Below are 13,565 nucleotides of genomic sequence, written 5' to 3' on the forward strand. Positions count from 1 at the left end.
CATCCTGTCGTCATTTCGCCGGAAAGAGGGAATTGACTGCCGCCGGATTTGATATCAAATCCTTGTTTGGTATTTCTTTCCCGGAGCCCATCATGTCCAAACCCGTCGTCGCCATTCCCGCCGATATCCGGGAGATCGAAGGCAACGTCTGGCAGGCCACGCCCAACCAGTACGTGCGCGCCGCGGTCAAGGGCGCGGACGTCACCGTCTTCCTCGTTCCGGCGCTCGAAACCGACAACGATTTCGACGGCATCCTCGACCGGGTGGACGGGCTCCTCGTCAGCGGCTCGCGCACCAACGTGCACCCCTCGCTCTACGGCAAGGAGGCGACGGACGCGGAAGGCCCCTACGACATGGCGCGCGATGCGACCAGCCTGCCGCTCATCAAGCGCGCGCTCGAGCGCGGCATTCCGCTGCTCGCCATCTGCCGCGGCATCCAGGAACTGAACGTCGCGCTCGGCGGCACGCTCGCCAACGAGATCCAGGAACAGCCCGGCGTGTGGGATCACCGCAAGCCCGACACGCCCGTACTCGACGTCGCCTACGGCATCCGCCAGAAGATCACGGTCAAGGAAGGAAGCTGCCTTGCGGCCGTGATCGGCGCAGGCGAGGTGCAGGTCAATTCGCTGCACCGGCAGGCGATCTCCGAAATGGCCCCGCGCCTTGCCGTGGAAGCGGTCGCGGACGACGGCACGATCGAGGCCGTCTCCGTCATCGGCGCGAAGGCCTTCGCCGTCGGCGTCCAGTGGCACCCGGAATACTGGGTCGGCTCGGACCAGCCGTCCAACAGGCTCTTCGCCGCGTTCGGCGAGGCCGTGCGCGACTATGCCGCCGCGAAAGCCGGCATCCTCCACCGGACGGCGGCCGAGTAGGTTTCTAGTCGGCGGCCACCATCGTCACCATGGCATCGGCGGGCTCCACCGCCTCATAGGCCAGCCCGTCGCCGTCGACGACGGTCAGGATCGCCTCGCCCTGCGCATCCGTGACGACAATCGTGCCATCGCCATTGTTCGTCCAGGTCCGGGCGGCCGAAAGGCCGGGCCAGACGCTGTCGCAATCCTTGTCCGCGGTGAAAAGCGCGCTGCGGCTGGAAATGGCCTTGCCGCGCTCGGCAAGGCAGGCCGTCTTGGCCACCACGTTGGAGATCGTATAGCTGTGGGCGCTGCCGGCCGCCGGAATGGAGCCGGAGACCATGGGGTCGATCCCCTCGCCGCGAAGGCTCGCAAGTCCCAGGCCGCCCAGCGCCGCGGCGCCCGCAAGGACGGCGATCGTCAAGGTCTTCATGGGGCGCTCCTTCATCCGCTGCTCGATGCGCGAAGGATGCGCCCGCAAGATTGCGGAATGGTTAACGAAGGCTTTCCAGCCCCTACCCTGTTTTTCGCGTAAAAGGTGTCTCCGGCACCGGCGTCAACGCAGCGCCGTGCCCGAACCAGGCAACAAGGTTGTCCGCCACCAGATCGGCCATGGCGTTGCGCGTTGCGACCGAGGCGGAAGCCACATGCGGCAGCAGGGAGACGTTCGGCAGGTCGAGCAGCGCATCGGGGACGTTCGGCTCGTCGTAGAAGACATCGAGCCCCGCCCCGGCGATCACGCCCTCGCGGAGCGCCGCGACCAGCGCATCCTCGTCCACCGTCCAGCCGCGCCCGACATTGATCAGCACGCCGTCCGGCCCGAGCGCTTTCAGCACGCCGGCATCGATCGTCTTGTGCGTCTCCGCCGTCTTCGGCACGATGGCGATCAGCGTATCGACCGCCCCGGCGAGCGCCTCCAGGGAGGGATAATAGGCATAGGGCGCGTCCGCGCGCGGGCGGCGGGTGTGGTAGGCGATGGCCACGCCGAAACCCTTCAGACGCTCGGCAATGGCAAGGCCGATGCGCCCGAGCCCGTAGATGCCAACGCTGCGGCCGCGCAGGGTGAGCGGCGTCAGCGGAAAGGCGCCGTCGCGCTTCCAGCGCCCGGACCGCAGCCAGGCCTCGGCCTGCGGCAGCAGCCGCAGCGTGTTGAGGAGAAGGCCGATGGTCGTGTCGGCCACCTCGTCGTTCAGCACGTCCGGCGTGTTGGTGACGGCAATGCCGCGCGCGGCGGCCGCCGCGACGTCCACCCCGTCATAGCCGACCCCGAAGCTCGCGATGACCTCCAGCGCCGGCAGATGCTCGATCAGCGCCGCCCCGAAGGCGCCGGAGACGGCGGCGCCGGCGATGCTGGCGGCCTCCGAGCGGGCGAGAAGCGCCGGGTCCGGCCGCTCGATGCGCACCACCTCGAAGGTCTCGCGCAAGCGTTCGAGCACCCGTTCGCGGATCGCGCCGGGCACGAGGATGCGGGTCTTGTCTGGCATGATGAAACGTTCCCTGCCTGAATGCCTCAGCCGTCGGAATGCGGCTTCAGCGGTCCGGTGGATTGCCGGATGCGCATTTCCGGCTTGATGAGATGGATGCCGTCCGGCTCGTGGCTGCCCGAGAGCTTGTCGAGGAGCGCCCTTGCGGCGCTGCGGCCGACCTCGGACTGGCCGTTCCAGACGGTGGTGAGGGCGGGCGTGGCGATCGCCGCCTCCTCCAGGTCGTCGTAGCCGGTGACGGAGACGTCGCGGCCCGGCACGAGCCCGGCGCGGGCGATGCCGTTCATCAGGCCGATGGCGACGAGGTCGTTCCAGCAGACGGCGGCCGTCGGCTTCTGCGGCAGCGAGAGGAAGTGCACCGCCGCCTCGAAGCCGCCCTGCTTGGTGCGGGGCCCGGGGATGCGAAGGCCCGGATCGACCTCGATATTGGCCTTGCGCAGCGCGTTGACATAGCCCTGGTAGCGGTCGCGGCCGGTCGAGGTCTGGTCCGTGCCGCCCACCATGGCGATCGTCCGGTGGCCGAGGCCGATCAAGTGGTTGGTGGCGAGCGAGATGCCGTAGCTGTCGTCGCCGCGGAAGATCGGCACGTCGAGCCCGTCGATGGAACGGGCGATCAGGATCGCCGGCATGCCGTTGTCCTCGGCAAGGCGGATATCCTCCGGCGGCGTGCCGATGGCCGGCGACATGATCACCCCGTCGCCGCCGAGCTGCAGCAGCGTCTCGACGAAATTGCGCTGCTTCTCCACCGAATCGTAGTGGTTGGAGAGGATGAAGGTCTGCCGGTCGCGATCGAGCTCGCTCTCGATGGCTTTCAGGATTTCCGCGTAGAACGGGTTCATGATGTCGTGCACGACGACGCCGATGATGCCCGAGCGCGAAGTGCGAAGGCTCGCGGCACGGCGATTGTAGATATAGCCGAGCGCGCGCGCCTGTTCCTTGATCCGCTCGCGGGTGAAGGCGGCCACCAGCGGGCTGTCCCTGAGCGCGAGCGACACCGTCGCCGTGGAAACGCCGAGCGTTTCCGCGATGGTGGATAACTTTACCTTCTGTGCCACGATTCCTCCCGGTGAACGCGCAGCCTTTAAAACCGTTTATTTAAACAGTTTAAATTCCATCGGCAACCGCCTTTTCGCCGGTTTCGGGCGTAGCGCCGTGCAGGTTCTCGTCCATGGCGCGCAGCAGCTTGAGGAGGTTGCGCACCTCCTTCTCGCTGAGGCCTTCGGCGGCCTGCCGCTCGCTGAGGCGTCCGGCTTCGGCAATGCGGTCGATGGAGGCGCGCCCCGCCTCGGTGAGATGCACGACCGTCAGCCGGCCGTCGGTCTCGTCCGGCCGGCGCTCGACGAAGCCCTGCGCCTCCAGCCGACCGATGGTGCGCGTCATGGTCGGCGCCTTGACGCCGAGGCGGGCGGCGAGCGCCCCTGCGGTCATCCCGCCTTCCTCGGCAAGCGTGAGGATGACGCCGTCCTGGCCAGCATAAAGGCCGGTGGCGATGAGGTTGCGCGAGAGCACCGTGCGCATGGAGCGCGCCGCGTTGACGACGGCGGCGGCAAGGCCCGCGCCCGAGACGGCCTCGTGCGCCTTTTTCTTCTTGGCCTTCTTCCCGTCCTTGCCGTCCTTGTGCTTCTTTCCCATCGATCGCCTCGCTAGAACGCACTGCCCTTGCATCACGGGCCCGGCCCTGTATGACAGAGGACCAAGGCGGGCGGCAAGTCGGGATCGGAGAGAGCATGGCACATCCCAAGCTGCGATGGACCGAAAACGACCTCACCCTGCCGACGGCCGAACGGGCCGGCTGGATCGCCGTCCTGCCGCTCGGCGCGCATGAGGGCCACGGCCCCCACCTGCCGCTGGAGACGGACACGCTGATCGCGGGCGGCATCGCCGAGCGGCTGATGGCCGTGCTGCCGCCGCACCTTCCCGTCACCTTTCTTCCGGCCGAGCCGGTCGGCTATTCGCCGGAGCATCTCGACGTGCCCGGCACGCGCTCGCTCGGCTATGCGGAGGCGATCGCGCGCTGGCTTGCCATCGCCGAAGACCTCCACCGCTTCGGCATCCGCAAGCTCGTGCTGCTCAACGCCCATGGCGGCAATTCGCCGCTGATGACCATCCTCGCCACCGAGGCGCGGGTGCGGCTGGACATGCTCGTCGTCGCCACCGCCTGGACCCGCTTCGGCCAGCCCGACGGCTGGATCGCGCCGGAAGACAAGGCCATCGACATCCACGGCGGCGATATCGAGACTTCGGTGATGCTCGCCCTCCATCCCGATCTTGTGCGGATGGACAAGGCCGAGCGCTTCGGCTCGCGGCAGGCGGAGTTCGCGGCGCGCTTCGCTTATCTGCGCGCCTACGGCCCGCACGCCTTCGGCTGGAAGATGGCGGACCTCAACCCGAAGGGCGTTGCGGGCGATGCGAGCGCCGCGACGGCCGAAAAGGGCGAGCGGCTGATCGCCCATGCGCTACGCGGCCTCGTCGCCCTGCTGGAAGATGTCGCGGCCTTCGACGTCGAAACGCTTTGCTGACGGCATTTGCGCTGGCCCGTCCGATCTCCTATATCAGTCGCCAACCGGACGCCTTTACCGTCCCTGTTATCCGCTCGAGGTTCCCATGACCGAAACAGCCCTTCCCAAGCCCATTCCCGTCACCGTGCTCACCGGCTATCTCGGCGCCGGCAAGACGACGCTGCTCAACCGCATCCTCACCGGCAACCACGGCAAGAAATACGCCGTCATCGTCAACGAGTTCGGCGAGATCGGCATCGACAACGACCTCATCGTCGAGTCGGACGAGGAAATCTACGAGATGAACAACGGCTGCATCTGCTGCACCGTGCGCGGCGACCTCATCCGCGTGGTGGAGGGCCTGATGCGCCGCCCCGGCCGCTTCGACGCCATCGTCGTGGAGACCACCGGCCTTGCCGATCCGGTGCCGGTCGCCCAGACCTTCTTCATGGACGACGACGTGCGCCAGAAGACCGAGCTCGACGCCGTCGTCGCGCTGGTCGATGCCAAGCACCTGCCGCTGCGCCTGAAGGACAGCCGCGAGGCCGAGGACCAGATCGCCTTCGCCGACGTCGTGCTCGTCAACAAGACCGACCTCGTCACCCCCGAGGAACTGGCCAAGGTCGAGGCGACGGTGCGGGCCATCAACCCCTCCGCGCGCATCCACCGCACGACCCGCTCGGACATCGACCTCACCAAGGTCCTCGACCAGGGCGCCTTCAACCTGGAACGGGCGCTGGAAAACGATCCGCATTTCCTCGACCACGATCACGAGGACCATGTCTGCGGCCCCGATTGCGGCCACGACCATCATCATCACGATCATGACCACCATCACCACCATGATCATGATCACGACCACGACCACGATCACCATCACCACGACGCCTCGCCGATCCATGACGTGACGGTGCAGTCGATCTCGCTGCGCGGCGGCGAGATGAACCCCGACCGCTTCTTCCCGTGGATCCAGAAGATCACCCAGACGGACGGCCCGAACATCCTGCGCCTCAAGGGCATCATCGCCTTTGCCGGCGACGACGAGCGCTATGTCGTGCAGGGCGTCCACATGATCGTCGAGGGCGATCACCAGCGCGCCTGGAAGGACGGCGAGACCCGCGAAAGCCGCCTCGTCTTCATCGGCCGCGACCTCGACCGCGAGAAGATCGAACGCACCTTCAAGGCCTGCGAGGCACAGAAGGCATGAGGCCGGACGACACTCTGCGCATGAAAGACGAAGCCTGATGCCGACAGTCGCCCCTCTCGATCTCGACGGCCACGTCGTCGCGGCCGCCTTCCTCGGCGACGTGCCCTTCTTCGCCACCGCCTCCGGCGCCGTCCACCGTCTCGATCACGGCCAGAAGGTCACCGAGGCGCATGACGGGCTGCTTGCCTGCGTGCGCGACGAGGCGAACGACACGCTGGTCACCGGCGGCGAGGACGGCAAGGTGATGCGGATTTCCATCGACGGCACCGCGACGCTGCTTGCCGAGGTGCCGCGCAAGTGGATTTCCGTCGTCGCCGCCGGCCCGCAGGGTGCGGTCGGCTTCGCCGAGGGCCGCACGGCGCGCGTGCGCCTTGCCGACGGCACGATCAGGGAGTTTGCGGAAAGCCGCTCGGTGGAGGGCATCGCCTTCGCGCCGAAGGGCCTTCGCATCGGCGTCGCCCGCTACAACGGCGTCTCGCTGCACTGGGTGGCGATGGCCGGCCAGCCGGTCGACCTCGAATGGAAGGGCGCCCATACCGGCGTCACCTTCTCGCCGGACGGCCGCTTCGTCGTCACCAGCATGCAGGAGAACGCCCTGCACGGCTGGAAGCTCGACAGCAAGCCCGGCGCCGACGCGCGCCACATGCGCATGACCGGCTATCCGGCCAAGGTGAAGTCGCTCTCCTGGTCGGCCAAGGGCAAGTGGCTCGCCTCCTCCGGCGCGCCGGCCGCCATCGTCTGGCCCTTCGCGGCCAAGGACGGCCCGATGGGCAAGCCGCCGCTGGAACTCGGCACGCGCGCCGACGTCATGGTGACGGCCGTCGCCTGCCATCCGGCCGAGGACGTCGTCGCCATCGGCTATTCGGACGGCATGGTGCTTGCCGCGCGCTTCTCCGACAGCCGCGAGGTGCTGCTGCGCCGCCCCGGCAAGGGCGCCGTCACCTCCATGGCCTGGAGCCGCAACGGCAAGCTCCTCGCCTTCGCCAGCGAGGCGGGCGATTGCGGCGTGGTCGACCTCACCGGATAATCCCTCCATCATGCGAAAAACCCGGGAGAGCCGAGCTCTCCCGGGCCACTGACCGCGCGGGGCGGGGAAGGCGCGATCAGTGACGGCGATGCTTGCAGCCGCAATCGCTGCCGCCGGCACCGCCGAGGATACCCAGCACCGAGCCGTTGAGGACGCCCGACAGCGTGCCGTTGAGATTGTTCGCGAGCACGCCGTTCAGCACCTTGTTGCCGTTGTTGTCGCTGAGGATGTTGCCGATGCCGAGGCCGACGCTCGGGGCGACGACGATGCTGCCCGTGCGGGTCTTGTTGCCGAGGATGCCGATCCCGAGCAGGCCGCCGGCCGACGCCTGGCTGGCGCCGGCAAAGGCGATGACGGTTGCGAGGGCGATGATGCGGGTCTTGTTCATGGTCTCTCTCCTTTGGTTGTGCACCTCATCGGTACGCAATCAAAGGTAATATAAGACCTGCTTTACTCAACCGGATTTCCCAGTCATAGCAAACAGTTAACCATAACAGTTACAAGTTTAACGATTCCTTACCGGATACAACTTTTAATATTAAAAATTGCCTATCTAGATTGAAAATCAACCTATGGAAGAATTTTTAACCATGCAACCCTAGGATTCCGTTTCGAAACCGGACAGGGGCAGAATCCGATGCGCTCTCTTCATGGCCTGCTTTTCGCGGCGCTGGCATGGGGCCAATGCAGCCCGGCAATGGCCGATTCAACCGTGAATTACAGCTTCGGTGGCGGCCGGACATCGAACGTCTTCAAGGACACCACAGCCCTGCCGGCCTCCTTCGGCGAGGGAAAGGTCACGCTGCGCGGCAGCTTCGACCTTGAGGACAACGAGTTCGCCTATGCGCTCACGGCGAGCGTGCGGCGCCTTGCCCGCTACCGTTTCGCCGACGAGCGGACGGTCGGGCTCGAAACCGGCTTCACCCGTGAGCTTGCCGAAGGCGTCCGGCTCACGCTGAAAGGCGGCATCGAGCAGCGGCGCGACGGCGACATCTTTCTTGCCCTGCCAGGCCTCCCCATCGGCTACCGCAAGGCCGATGTCGTCGCTTCCGCAAGCGCCCACCTGACGGTCGATCACGCTGGCGGCAAGAGCCACGTCACCGCCGCCCTCTCCAACCTCAACCGGGGCCTTGCGGAATTCACGCTTCCGGGCCTGCCCCGCACGCAGCTCGAAACGGGCTATCGCCTCGCCACGCTCACGGCCGGCCATATCCTGCCTCTCTTCGGCGGCGAACTGGGCGCCACGGTGGAAGCCCGCACCAATAACATCCCCTCGAACGAGCAGCAGGTCTTCGAGCGCTTCCCGGCAACGACGCTGCGCGGCTCACTCGCCTATGGCCACGCCTTCGGCCCCGTCACGCTGATGGCGGAAGCCGGCCTCACGCGCGTTGCAAGCGACGCGCTCGGAACATCCGTCGATCCCACCCGCCCCTACCTGAAGGCGGAACTTGCCGTCCGGCTCCCGCGGGAAACCGTGCTGAAGGCGACGTTCCTGCGCGATATCCAGCTCGCCGATATCGACGACCCGCTCGGCGAGGACGTGCGCACCATCGGCCTTTCGCTGGAAACGGCGCTGACGGAGAAGCTGAAGCTCGCCCTCGGCTACGAGGAGGCCCGCAGCGACTGGCTCTATTACGACTATCGCACCCGCACGCGCTCGGCGAAGGCGGCCCTCACCTATACCTTCGCCAAGAGCACCGCAGTGACGCTGGAATACAGCCGCCTCCTGCGCCACGAGACCGACCCGGCCGCCGACTTCACGGTCGACGGCCTTGCGGCCCGGCTCTCCGGCACCTTTTGAAGCTCACCACTCCAGTTCGAGATGCGGCCGGCCGTTGGAGGTCTTCTCCACCGTCCGCCCCGTCTCGTCCACGGTGCAATTGATGCGCTGGCGGAAGGCGGAGAAGCTGTCGAAGGTCACCACGTCCACCGGCTCGTCGAAATGCAGCGTCATGCGGTAGCGGCCGGGCTGGCTCGACATCGCCTGCACGCCGAGCACCTCGGCGTCGAAGGGCTGGCCGAGATAATGCCCGCGCACGCGCGCGCCGAGCATCCACGGATTGAACGGCGGCCGGTTGCCGACGGCCGCATGCAGCGTGTTCCAGTCGCGATAACCGTATTGCGCGGCGATGAGCTCCAGCGCACGGGAATGGGAAATGCCCTGTCCTTCGCCGGAAAAGCGCGCGCGCAGCCGCTTTGCCTGGTCTTTCAGGGCGTCGAGGGATGGTAGTGGCGTCGAGGATGGACGCATGGCGCTTCTCCAGTCGGGGCATGCGTCGTTTCGGAGGGGGCCCGCATTGCCGCCGGTTCGCATGCTGGATGCTGGAAGACCGATCGTATCGAAGAGAGACTTCACCAAAGCCAGGGGCTTGCGGACGGCAGGGGCTCTCACCCTGCCGGCCTGATAGCGCAAGCGCGCCGGCAAGTCAAACCGTCACGCCGCCCTGCGCTGCTCGCCCGCCAGCCGGGTGCCGCTTGCCACGAGAATGCCCGCCGCGCCGTCGAGCCAGCCGTCCTTCAGCTCCAGCGCCAGGAAGCGGCGGCGCTCGAAGGGGCCGGGCATGACGAGATGCCGCGCCTTGTCGGCGAAAAAGCCGAAGCGCTCGTAATATTCCGGATCGCCGACGAGCAGCACCGCGCCATGGCCGCGGCCCCGCGCCTCGGTGATCGCCGCGCGCATCAGCGCCCCGCCGATGCCCTTGCCCTCGTGCGCGCAATCGACGGCGAGGGGCCCGAGCAGCAGCGCCGGAACGGGATTGCCGTCCGCGTCGACGCCCGCCTCGACATTCCACAGCCGCACCGTGCCGATGACATGGCCGTCCGCATCGCGCGCGACGAGCGCCAGCCCTTCGGCCGGCAGGCGGCCGCGGCGCAGCTTTTCCGAGGATTTGCGGAAGCGCGCCTCGCCCATCACGCGGTCGAGCAGACGCTCGCGCGCGACGACGTCGCCGGCGTTTTCCCGGTCGATGCTGAAGGCGGCATGCGCGAAGAACGCGCGGACAGAATCAAGAACAGCGGCCATCTCCGGGCCTCCCGCACTCAAAACCGATTCAAACGGTATCTGGGACTGATTGTGAAGGACCGGCGCTCCCGCAGGGACGGGAGCGCCGGGTGGTCAGATGACGTAGGCCTTCAGCGGCTCGAAGCCGTTGAAGGCGACGGCCGAATAGGTCGTCGTATAGGCGCCGGTGCCCTCGATCAGCACCTCGTCGCCGATCGTCAGGGAGACCGGCAGCGGGTACATGTTCTTCTCGTACATCACGTCGGCCGAATCGCAGGTCGGGCCGGCGAGCACGCAGGGCTCCATCGCGTCCCGGTCGCGCTGCGTGCGGATCGGGTAGCGGATCGCCTCGTCCATCGTCTCGGCGAGGCCGCCGAACTTGCCGATGTCGAGGAAGACCCAGCGGTGGTTGTCGTTGTCCGACTTCTTCGAGACGAGGACGACTTCCGCCTTGATCACGCCCGCATTGCCGACCATGCCGCGGCCCGGCTCGATGATGGTTTCCGGGATCTGGTTGCCGAAGTGCTTCTTCAGCGCGCCGAAGATCGCCTGCCCGTAGGCTTCCGCCGACGGCACGTCGCGCAGGTACTTCGTCGGGAAGCCGCCGCCCATGTTGACCATCTTCAGCTCGATGCCCTGCTTGGCAAGCTGCACGAAGACGCGCTTGGCATCGGCGAGCGCCGAATCCCAAGCGTCGAGCTTCGTCATCTGCGAGCCGACATGGAACGAGACGCCGTAGGAGGCAAGGCCGAGCTGGTGGGCGTAGACGAGCACGTCGACGGCCATCTGCGGCACGCAGCCGAACTTGCGCGACAGCGGCCATTCGGCGCCCTCGCCGTCCGTCAGCACGCGGCAGAACACGCGGGCACCGGGGGCGGCACGCGCGATCTTCTCGACTTCCTCGTGGCTGTCGACGGCAAAGAGCGAGACGCCGAGCGCATGGGCCTTGGCGACGTCGCGTTCCTTCTTGATCGTGTTGCCGAAGGAGATGCGCGAAGCGGTCGCGCCGGCGTCGAGCGCCATTTCGATCTCGGCGACGGACGCGCAATCGAAGTTGGAGCCCATGCTGGCGAGAAGGCGCAGGATTTCCGGCGCCGGGTTGGCCTTCACGGCATAGTAGATCGCGCTGTCGGGCAGCGCGTGGCGGAAGGCCTTGAAGTTGTCGCGCACGACATCGAGGTCGACCACGAGGCAAGGACCGTCGGGACGTCGGGTGTTCAGGAAGTCGATAATACGTGCAGAAGCCATCTCGGTATTCCCCATATCCAGCTTTCTCCGGGAAAACCCGGAGGACAAAGGGCAGATGCGGCAACGCGTTGGAACCAGCCGGTGGAGACCCCGGAACCAAGCATGCGCATAAGCGCGAACGGTGAACCGAAGCCCGCCTAGGCTTCAATTCGCTTTGTCTGCCATGGATTGGTGGGAGAACCCGACCGCACGTCCGGCAATGAAGGTGTGCCTCTTCAGTAACCCCGGCTGATGGAAAGCCGGCAGACACCAGAAAGGCCCGCACCGTCGTTGCTTCAAGATGTCCTCGCATGTCCGGTTGGCCGGAAGTGCGACTGGAGCGGTTAGGTCCAGGTACCTTACCGATGATCCTCACCAAATCGAGGGTCGGCGGACACCCACAGGCACGTGCGACTTTGGGCAAGCGCGGAGATAAGGAGAATCGCTGTCGTAATCAAGAGGTTTTTTGAACTTGCCTATTGAAAATATTCCCCGAGCCACGACATTCGCGAAACTGGTTTTTGACACATTTCTTATGCACCGGGGCCGCGCCTGACGCAGGCCGGAACGCAAGACACCCGGCGCACCATTCAAGTGGGGACACATGGATACATTGACCCGGATCCGGGCCTTCATCGACGTGGTCGATGCCGAGGGCTTTTCCGCCGCCTCGCGCAAGACCGGCCGCTCCAAGGCGCTGCTTTCCAAATATGTGCGCGAACTGGAGGACGAGCTCGGCACGCTGCTGCTCAACCGCACCACCCGCCAGTTCTCGATGACCGAAGCCGGCCATACCTATTACCGCACCGCCTCCGACATCCTGAAGGAGATCGACAACCTCGCCGATCTGGTGCGCGAGAAGAACACGGACCTGCGCGGCAAGCTGAAGGTCTCGGCGCCCCGCACCTTCGTGGATGCCGATATCGGCCAGTCGCTGATCGATTTCGGCCGGGAGCACCCCGAGCTTTCGCTGGAGATCGTCTCCGACGACCGCTTCGTCGATCTGGTGGAGGAAGGCTTCGACGTCGCCATCCGCATCACGCGGCTGGAGGATTCGGCCCTCATCGCCCGCAAGCTCGGCGATTTCTACCTGAAGATCTGCGTCAGCGCCGATTTCCTCGAACGGGTCGGTCCCATCGAGCATCCGGGCGACCTTGCCCGCCTGCCCTGCATCATCGACACGAACGGCAAATCGCACAGCAACTGGCGCTTCGTCGACGAGAAGGGCGCGGGCTTTTCCGTTCCGGTAAGCGGCCATATCGAGGTGAACAGCCCGACAGCCGCCGTGCGCGCGGCGGCAAGCGGCCTCGGCGTCGCGCAGGTCCCGGCCTTCATCGCCCGCTCCTGCCTCGAATCGGGCCGCATCGTCTCCGTCCTCGAAGACTATCTTCCGACCGACCGCGGCATCTATGCGATCTATCCGCACCGCCGCTACCTGCCGGCAAAGGTGCGCACATTCGTGGATTTCCTGCACGGCTGGTTCCGCCGCAATCCGGGCATCGAATCCTAGGGGTCCCAATTCCGACCCATTTCCGCTTCAATGAACCGGACGATTCTCCATTTCGCAAAGCATGCGCGAGAGGCCCGAGACCCGATGCGATTCCTCCCCCTTCTCATCGCCGGTGCGGCCCTTGCCGCGCCCGCCGCCGCGCTCGCCCATCCGCACATCTTCGCCGAGGCGCGGCTGGAGGTGGTGGCGGGCGAGGACGGGACAATTACGGAGCTGCGCAACGTCTGGCGCTTCGACGAGATGTTCTCGGCCAGCGTCGTCATGGATTTCGACAAGAACAGCAATGCCGAGCTCGACCCGGACGAGCTTGCCGAGGTCGGCAAGACCGTCCTCGATTCGCTGGAGGAGTTCAGCTACTACACGACCATCACCGAGGACGGCCGGACGGTGAAGGTCAGGAAACCCGACGTCATCAACGTCGACTACAAGGACGGCCAGCTCCTGATGTTCTTCGCCGTCAAGCCGGACGAGATCATGCCGCTCAAGGGCAAGCTCACCTTCGGCGTCTACGACCCCACCATGTACGCCTCGATGGATTTCCCTTCGGACGGCGACCTCGTGACCGTCGGCGACAAGTTCGCCGCCTGCAAGAGCGCCGTCGTGCGGCCGGACCCCGACGAGGTGCTTTCGGAAAACCAGTCGAGCCTCACCGACGCCTTCTTCAACGACCCCACCGGCACCGACATGTCGAAACTCTTCGCCACCCGGCTGGAGGTCACATGCTGAGCGGCGGGCGTAGCGCTACCCCCCTCTGCCCTGC

The 13,565-nt window shown here is 66.2% G+C and carries 15 protein-coding genes and 2 pseudogenes; 8 read left to right on the forward strand and 9 right to left on the reverse strand.

The annotated features are described in order from the left end of the window. Positions 1-92 precede the first annotated feature (92 nt). Complete coding sequence (locus ACZ5TO_RS13480; protein ID WP_184143922.1) at positions 93-872, forward strand: gamma-glutamyl-gamma-aminobutyrate hydrolase family protein; 780 nt, start codon at positions 93-95, stop codon at positions 870-872. A 4-nt stretch (positions 873-876) separates the two neighbouring features. On the opposite strand, the gene ACZ5TO_RS13485 is transcribed toward ACZ5TO_RS13480, so the two are convergent. From ACZ5TO_RS13485 to ACZ5TO_RS13500, 4 genes are all read right to left on the reverse strand, one after another. After that, entirely contained in the window at positions 877-1,284 is a 408-nt protein-coding gene (locus tag ACZ5TO_RS13485; protein ID WP_464798436.1) for a hypothetical protein, read from the reverse strand. An 82-nt stretch (positions 1,285-1,366) separates the two neighbouring features. Next, on the reverse strand, positions 1,367-2,335 hold the full coding sequence (locus ACZ5TO_RS13490) for a 2-hydroxyacid dehydrogenase (RefSeq protein WP_464798437.1): 969 nt from the start codon (positions 2,333-2,335) through the stop codon (positions 1,367-1,369). Between the two features lie 26 nt (positions 2,336-2,361). After that, positions 2,362-3,390 carry a substrate-binding domain-containing protein gene (locus ACZ5TO_RS13495; protein ID WP_184143916.1) on the reverse strand — a complete coding sequence of 343 codons (1,029 nt, stop codon included), beginning with the start codon at positions 3,388-3,390 and terminating at the stop codon, positions 2,362-2,364. A 49-nt stretch (positions 3,391-3,439) separates the two neighbouring features. Then, positions 3,440-3,967, reverse strand: coding sequence for a MarR family winged helix-turn-helix transcriptional regulator (locus tag ACZ5TO_RS13500; RefSeq protein ID WP_184143913.1), 528 nt, complete (start codon positions 3,965-3,967; stop codon positions 3,440-3,442). Positions 3,968-4,062: 95 nt separating this feature from the next. Between ACZ5TO_RS13500 and ACZ5TO_RS13505 the strand changes: the two genes are divergently transcribed. Next, a complete protein-coding gene (locus ACZ5TO_RS13505; protein WP_464798438.1) occupies positions 4,063-4,854 on the forward strand; it encodes a creatininase family protein in 792 nt (263 codons plus the stop codon). Positions 4,855-4,939: 85 nt separating this feature from the next. Then, positions 4,940-5,440, forward strand: a pseudogene (locus ACZ5TO_RS13510) (CobW family GTP-binding protein); the annotation flags it as partial. Here ACZ5TO_RS13510 and ACZ5TO_RS13515 read toward each other — a convergent pair. Beyond that, positions 5,428-5,520 (reverse strand): annotated as a pseudogene (locus ACZ5TO_RS13515) (hypothetical protein); the annotation flags it as partial. The pseudogenes ACZ5TO_RS13510 and ACZ5TO_RS13515 overlap by 13 nt on opposite strands. Positions 5,521-5,773: 253 nt before the next feature. Between ACZ5TO_RS13515 and ACZ5TO_RS13520 the strand changes: the two are divergent. Both ACZ5TO_RS13520 and ACZ5TO_RS13525 read left to right on the forward strand, forming a co-directional pair. Continuing rightward, entirely contained in the window at positions 5,774-6,040 is a 267-nt protein-coding gene (locus tag ACZ5TO_RS13520; RefSeq protein ID WP_464800393.1) for a CobW C-terminal domain-containing protein, read from the forward strand. A gap of 37 nt (positions 6,041-6,077) precedes the next feature. Continuing rightward, on the forward strand, positions 6,078-7,067 hold the full coding sequence (locus ACZ5TO_RS13525; RefSeq protein ID WP_464798439.1) for a WD40 repeat domain-containing protein: 990 nt from the start codon (positions 6,078-6,080) through the stop codon (positions 7,065-7,067). A 76-nt stretch (positions 7,068-7,143) separates the two neighbouring features. Here ACZ5TO_RS13525 and ACZ5TO_RS13530 read toward each other — a convergent pair whose 3' ends face one another. Beyond that, positions 7,144-7,455 carry a hypothetical protein gene (locus tag ACZ5TO_RS13530; RefSeq protein ID WP_464798440.1) on the reverse strand — a complete coding sequence of 104 codons (312 nt, stop codon included), beginning with the start codon at positions 7,453-7,455 and terminating at the stop codon, positions 7,144-7,146. A gap of 309 nt (positions 7,456-7,764) precedes the next feature. On the opposite strand from ACZ5TO_RS13530, the gene ACZ5TO_RS13535 reads away from it, so the two are divergent. Next, positions 7,765-8,868 carry a hypothetical protein gene (locus tag ACZ5TO_RS13535; protein ID WP_464798441.1) on the forward strand — a complete coding sequence of 368 codons (1,104 nt, stop codon included), beginning with the start codon at positions 7,765-7,767 and terminating at the stop codon, positions 8,866-8,868. Positions 8,869-8,871: 3 nt separating this feature from the next. Here the strand turns inward: ACZ5TO_RS13535 and ACZ5TO_RS13540 are convergent, their stop codons facing one another. From ACZ5TO_RS13540 to odc2, 3 genes are all read right to left on the reverse strand, one after another. Beyond that, a complete protein-coding gene (locus ACZ5TO_RS13540) occupies positions 8,872-9,318 on the reverse strand; it encodes a glyoxalase superfamily protein (protein WP_464800394.1) in 447 nt (148 codons plus the stop codon). 183 nt (positions 9,319-9,501) lie between these two features. Next, complete coding sequence (locus ACZ5TO_RS13545; RefSeq protein WP_464798442.1) at positions 9,502-10,089, reverse strand: GNAT family N-acetyltransferase; 588 nt, start codon at positions 10,087-10,089, stop codon at positions 9,502-9,504. Between the two features lie 93 nt (positions 10,090-10,182). Next, positions 10,183-11,316: an ornithine/lysine decarboxylase gene (gene odc2, locus ACZ5TO_RS13550; RefSeq protein ID WP_184143899.1), complete on the reverse strand. Its 1,134-nt coding sequence runs from the start codon at positions 11,314-11,316 to the stop codon at positions 10,183-10,185. Between the two features lie 583 nt (positions 11,317-11,899). Here odc2 and ACZ5TO_RS13555 point away from each other — a divergent pair. Continuing rightward, the gene (locus ACZ5TO_RS13555) at positions 11,900-12,805 is read left to right on the forward strand and encodes a LysR family transcriptional regulator (RefSeq protein ID WP_464798443.1); all 906 of its coding nucleotides are present in this window, start codon (positions 11,900-11,902) and stop codon (positions 12,803-12,805) included. Positions 12,806-12,889: 84 nt separating this feature from the next. Continuing rightward, entirely contained in the window at positions 12,890-13,531 is a 642-nt protein-coding gene (locus tag ACZ5TO_RS13560) for a DUF1007 family protein (RefSeq protein ID WP_464798444.1), read from the forward strand. The last annotated feature ends 34 nt before the right edge of the window (positions 13,532-13,565 follow it).

This window comes from Shinella sp. Sh6, assembly GCF_055392685.1.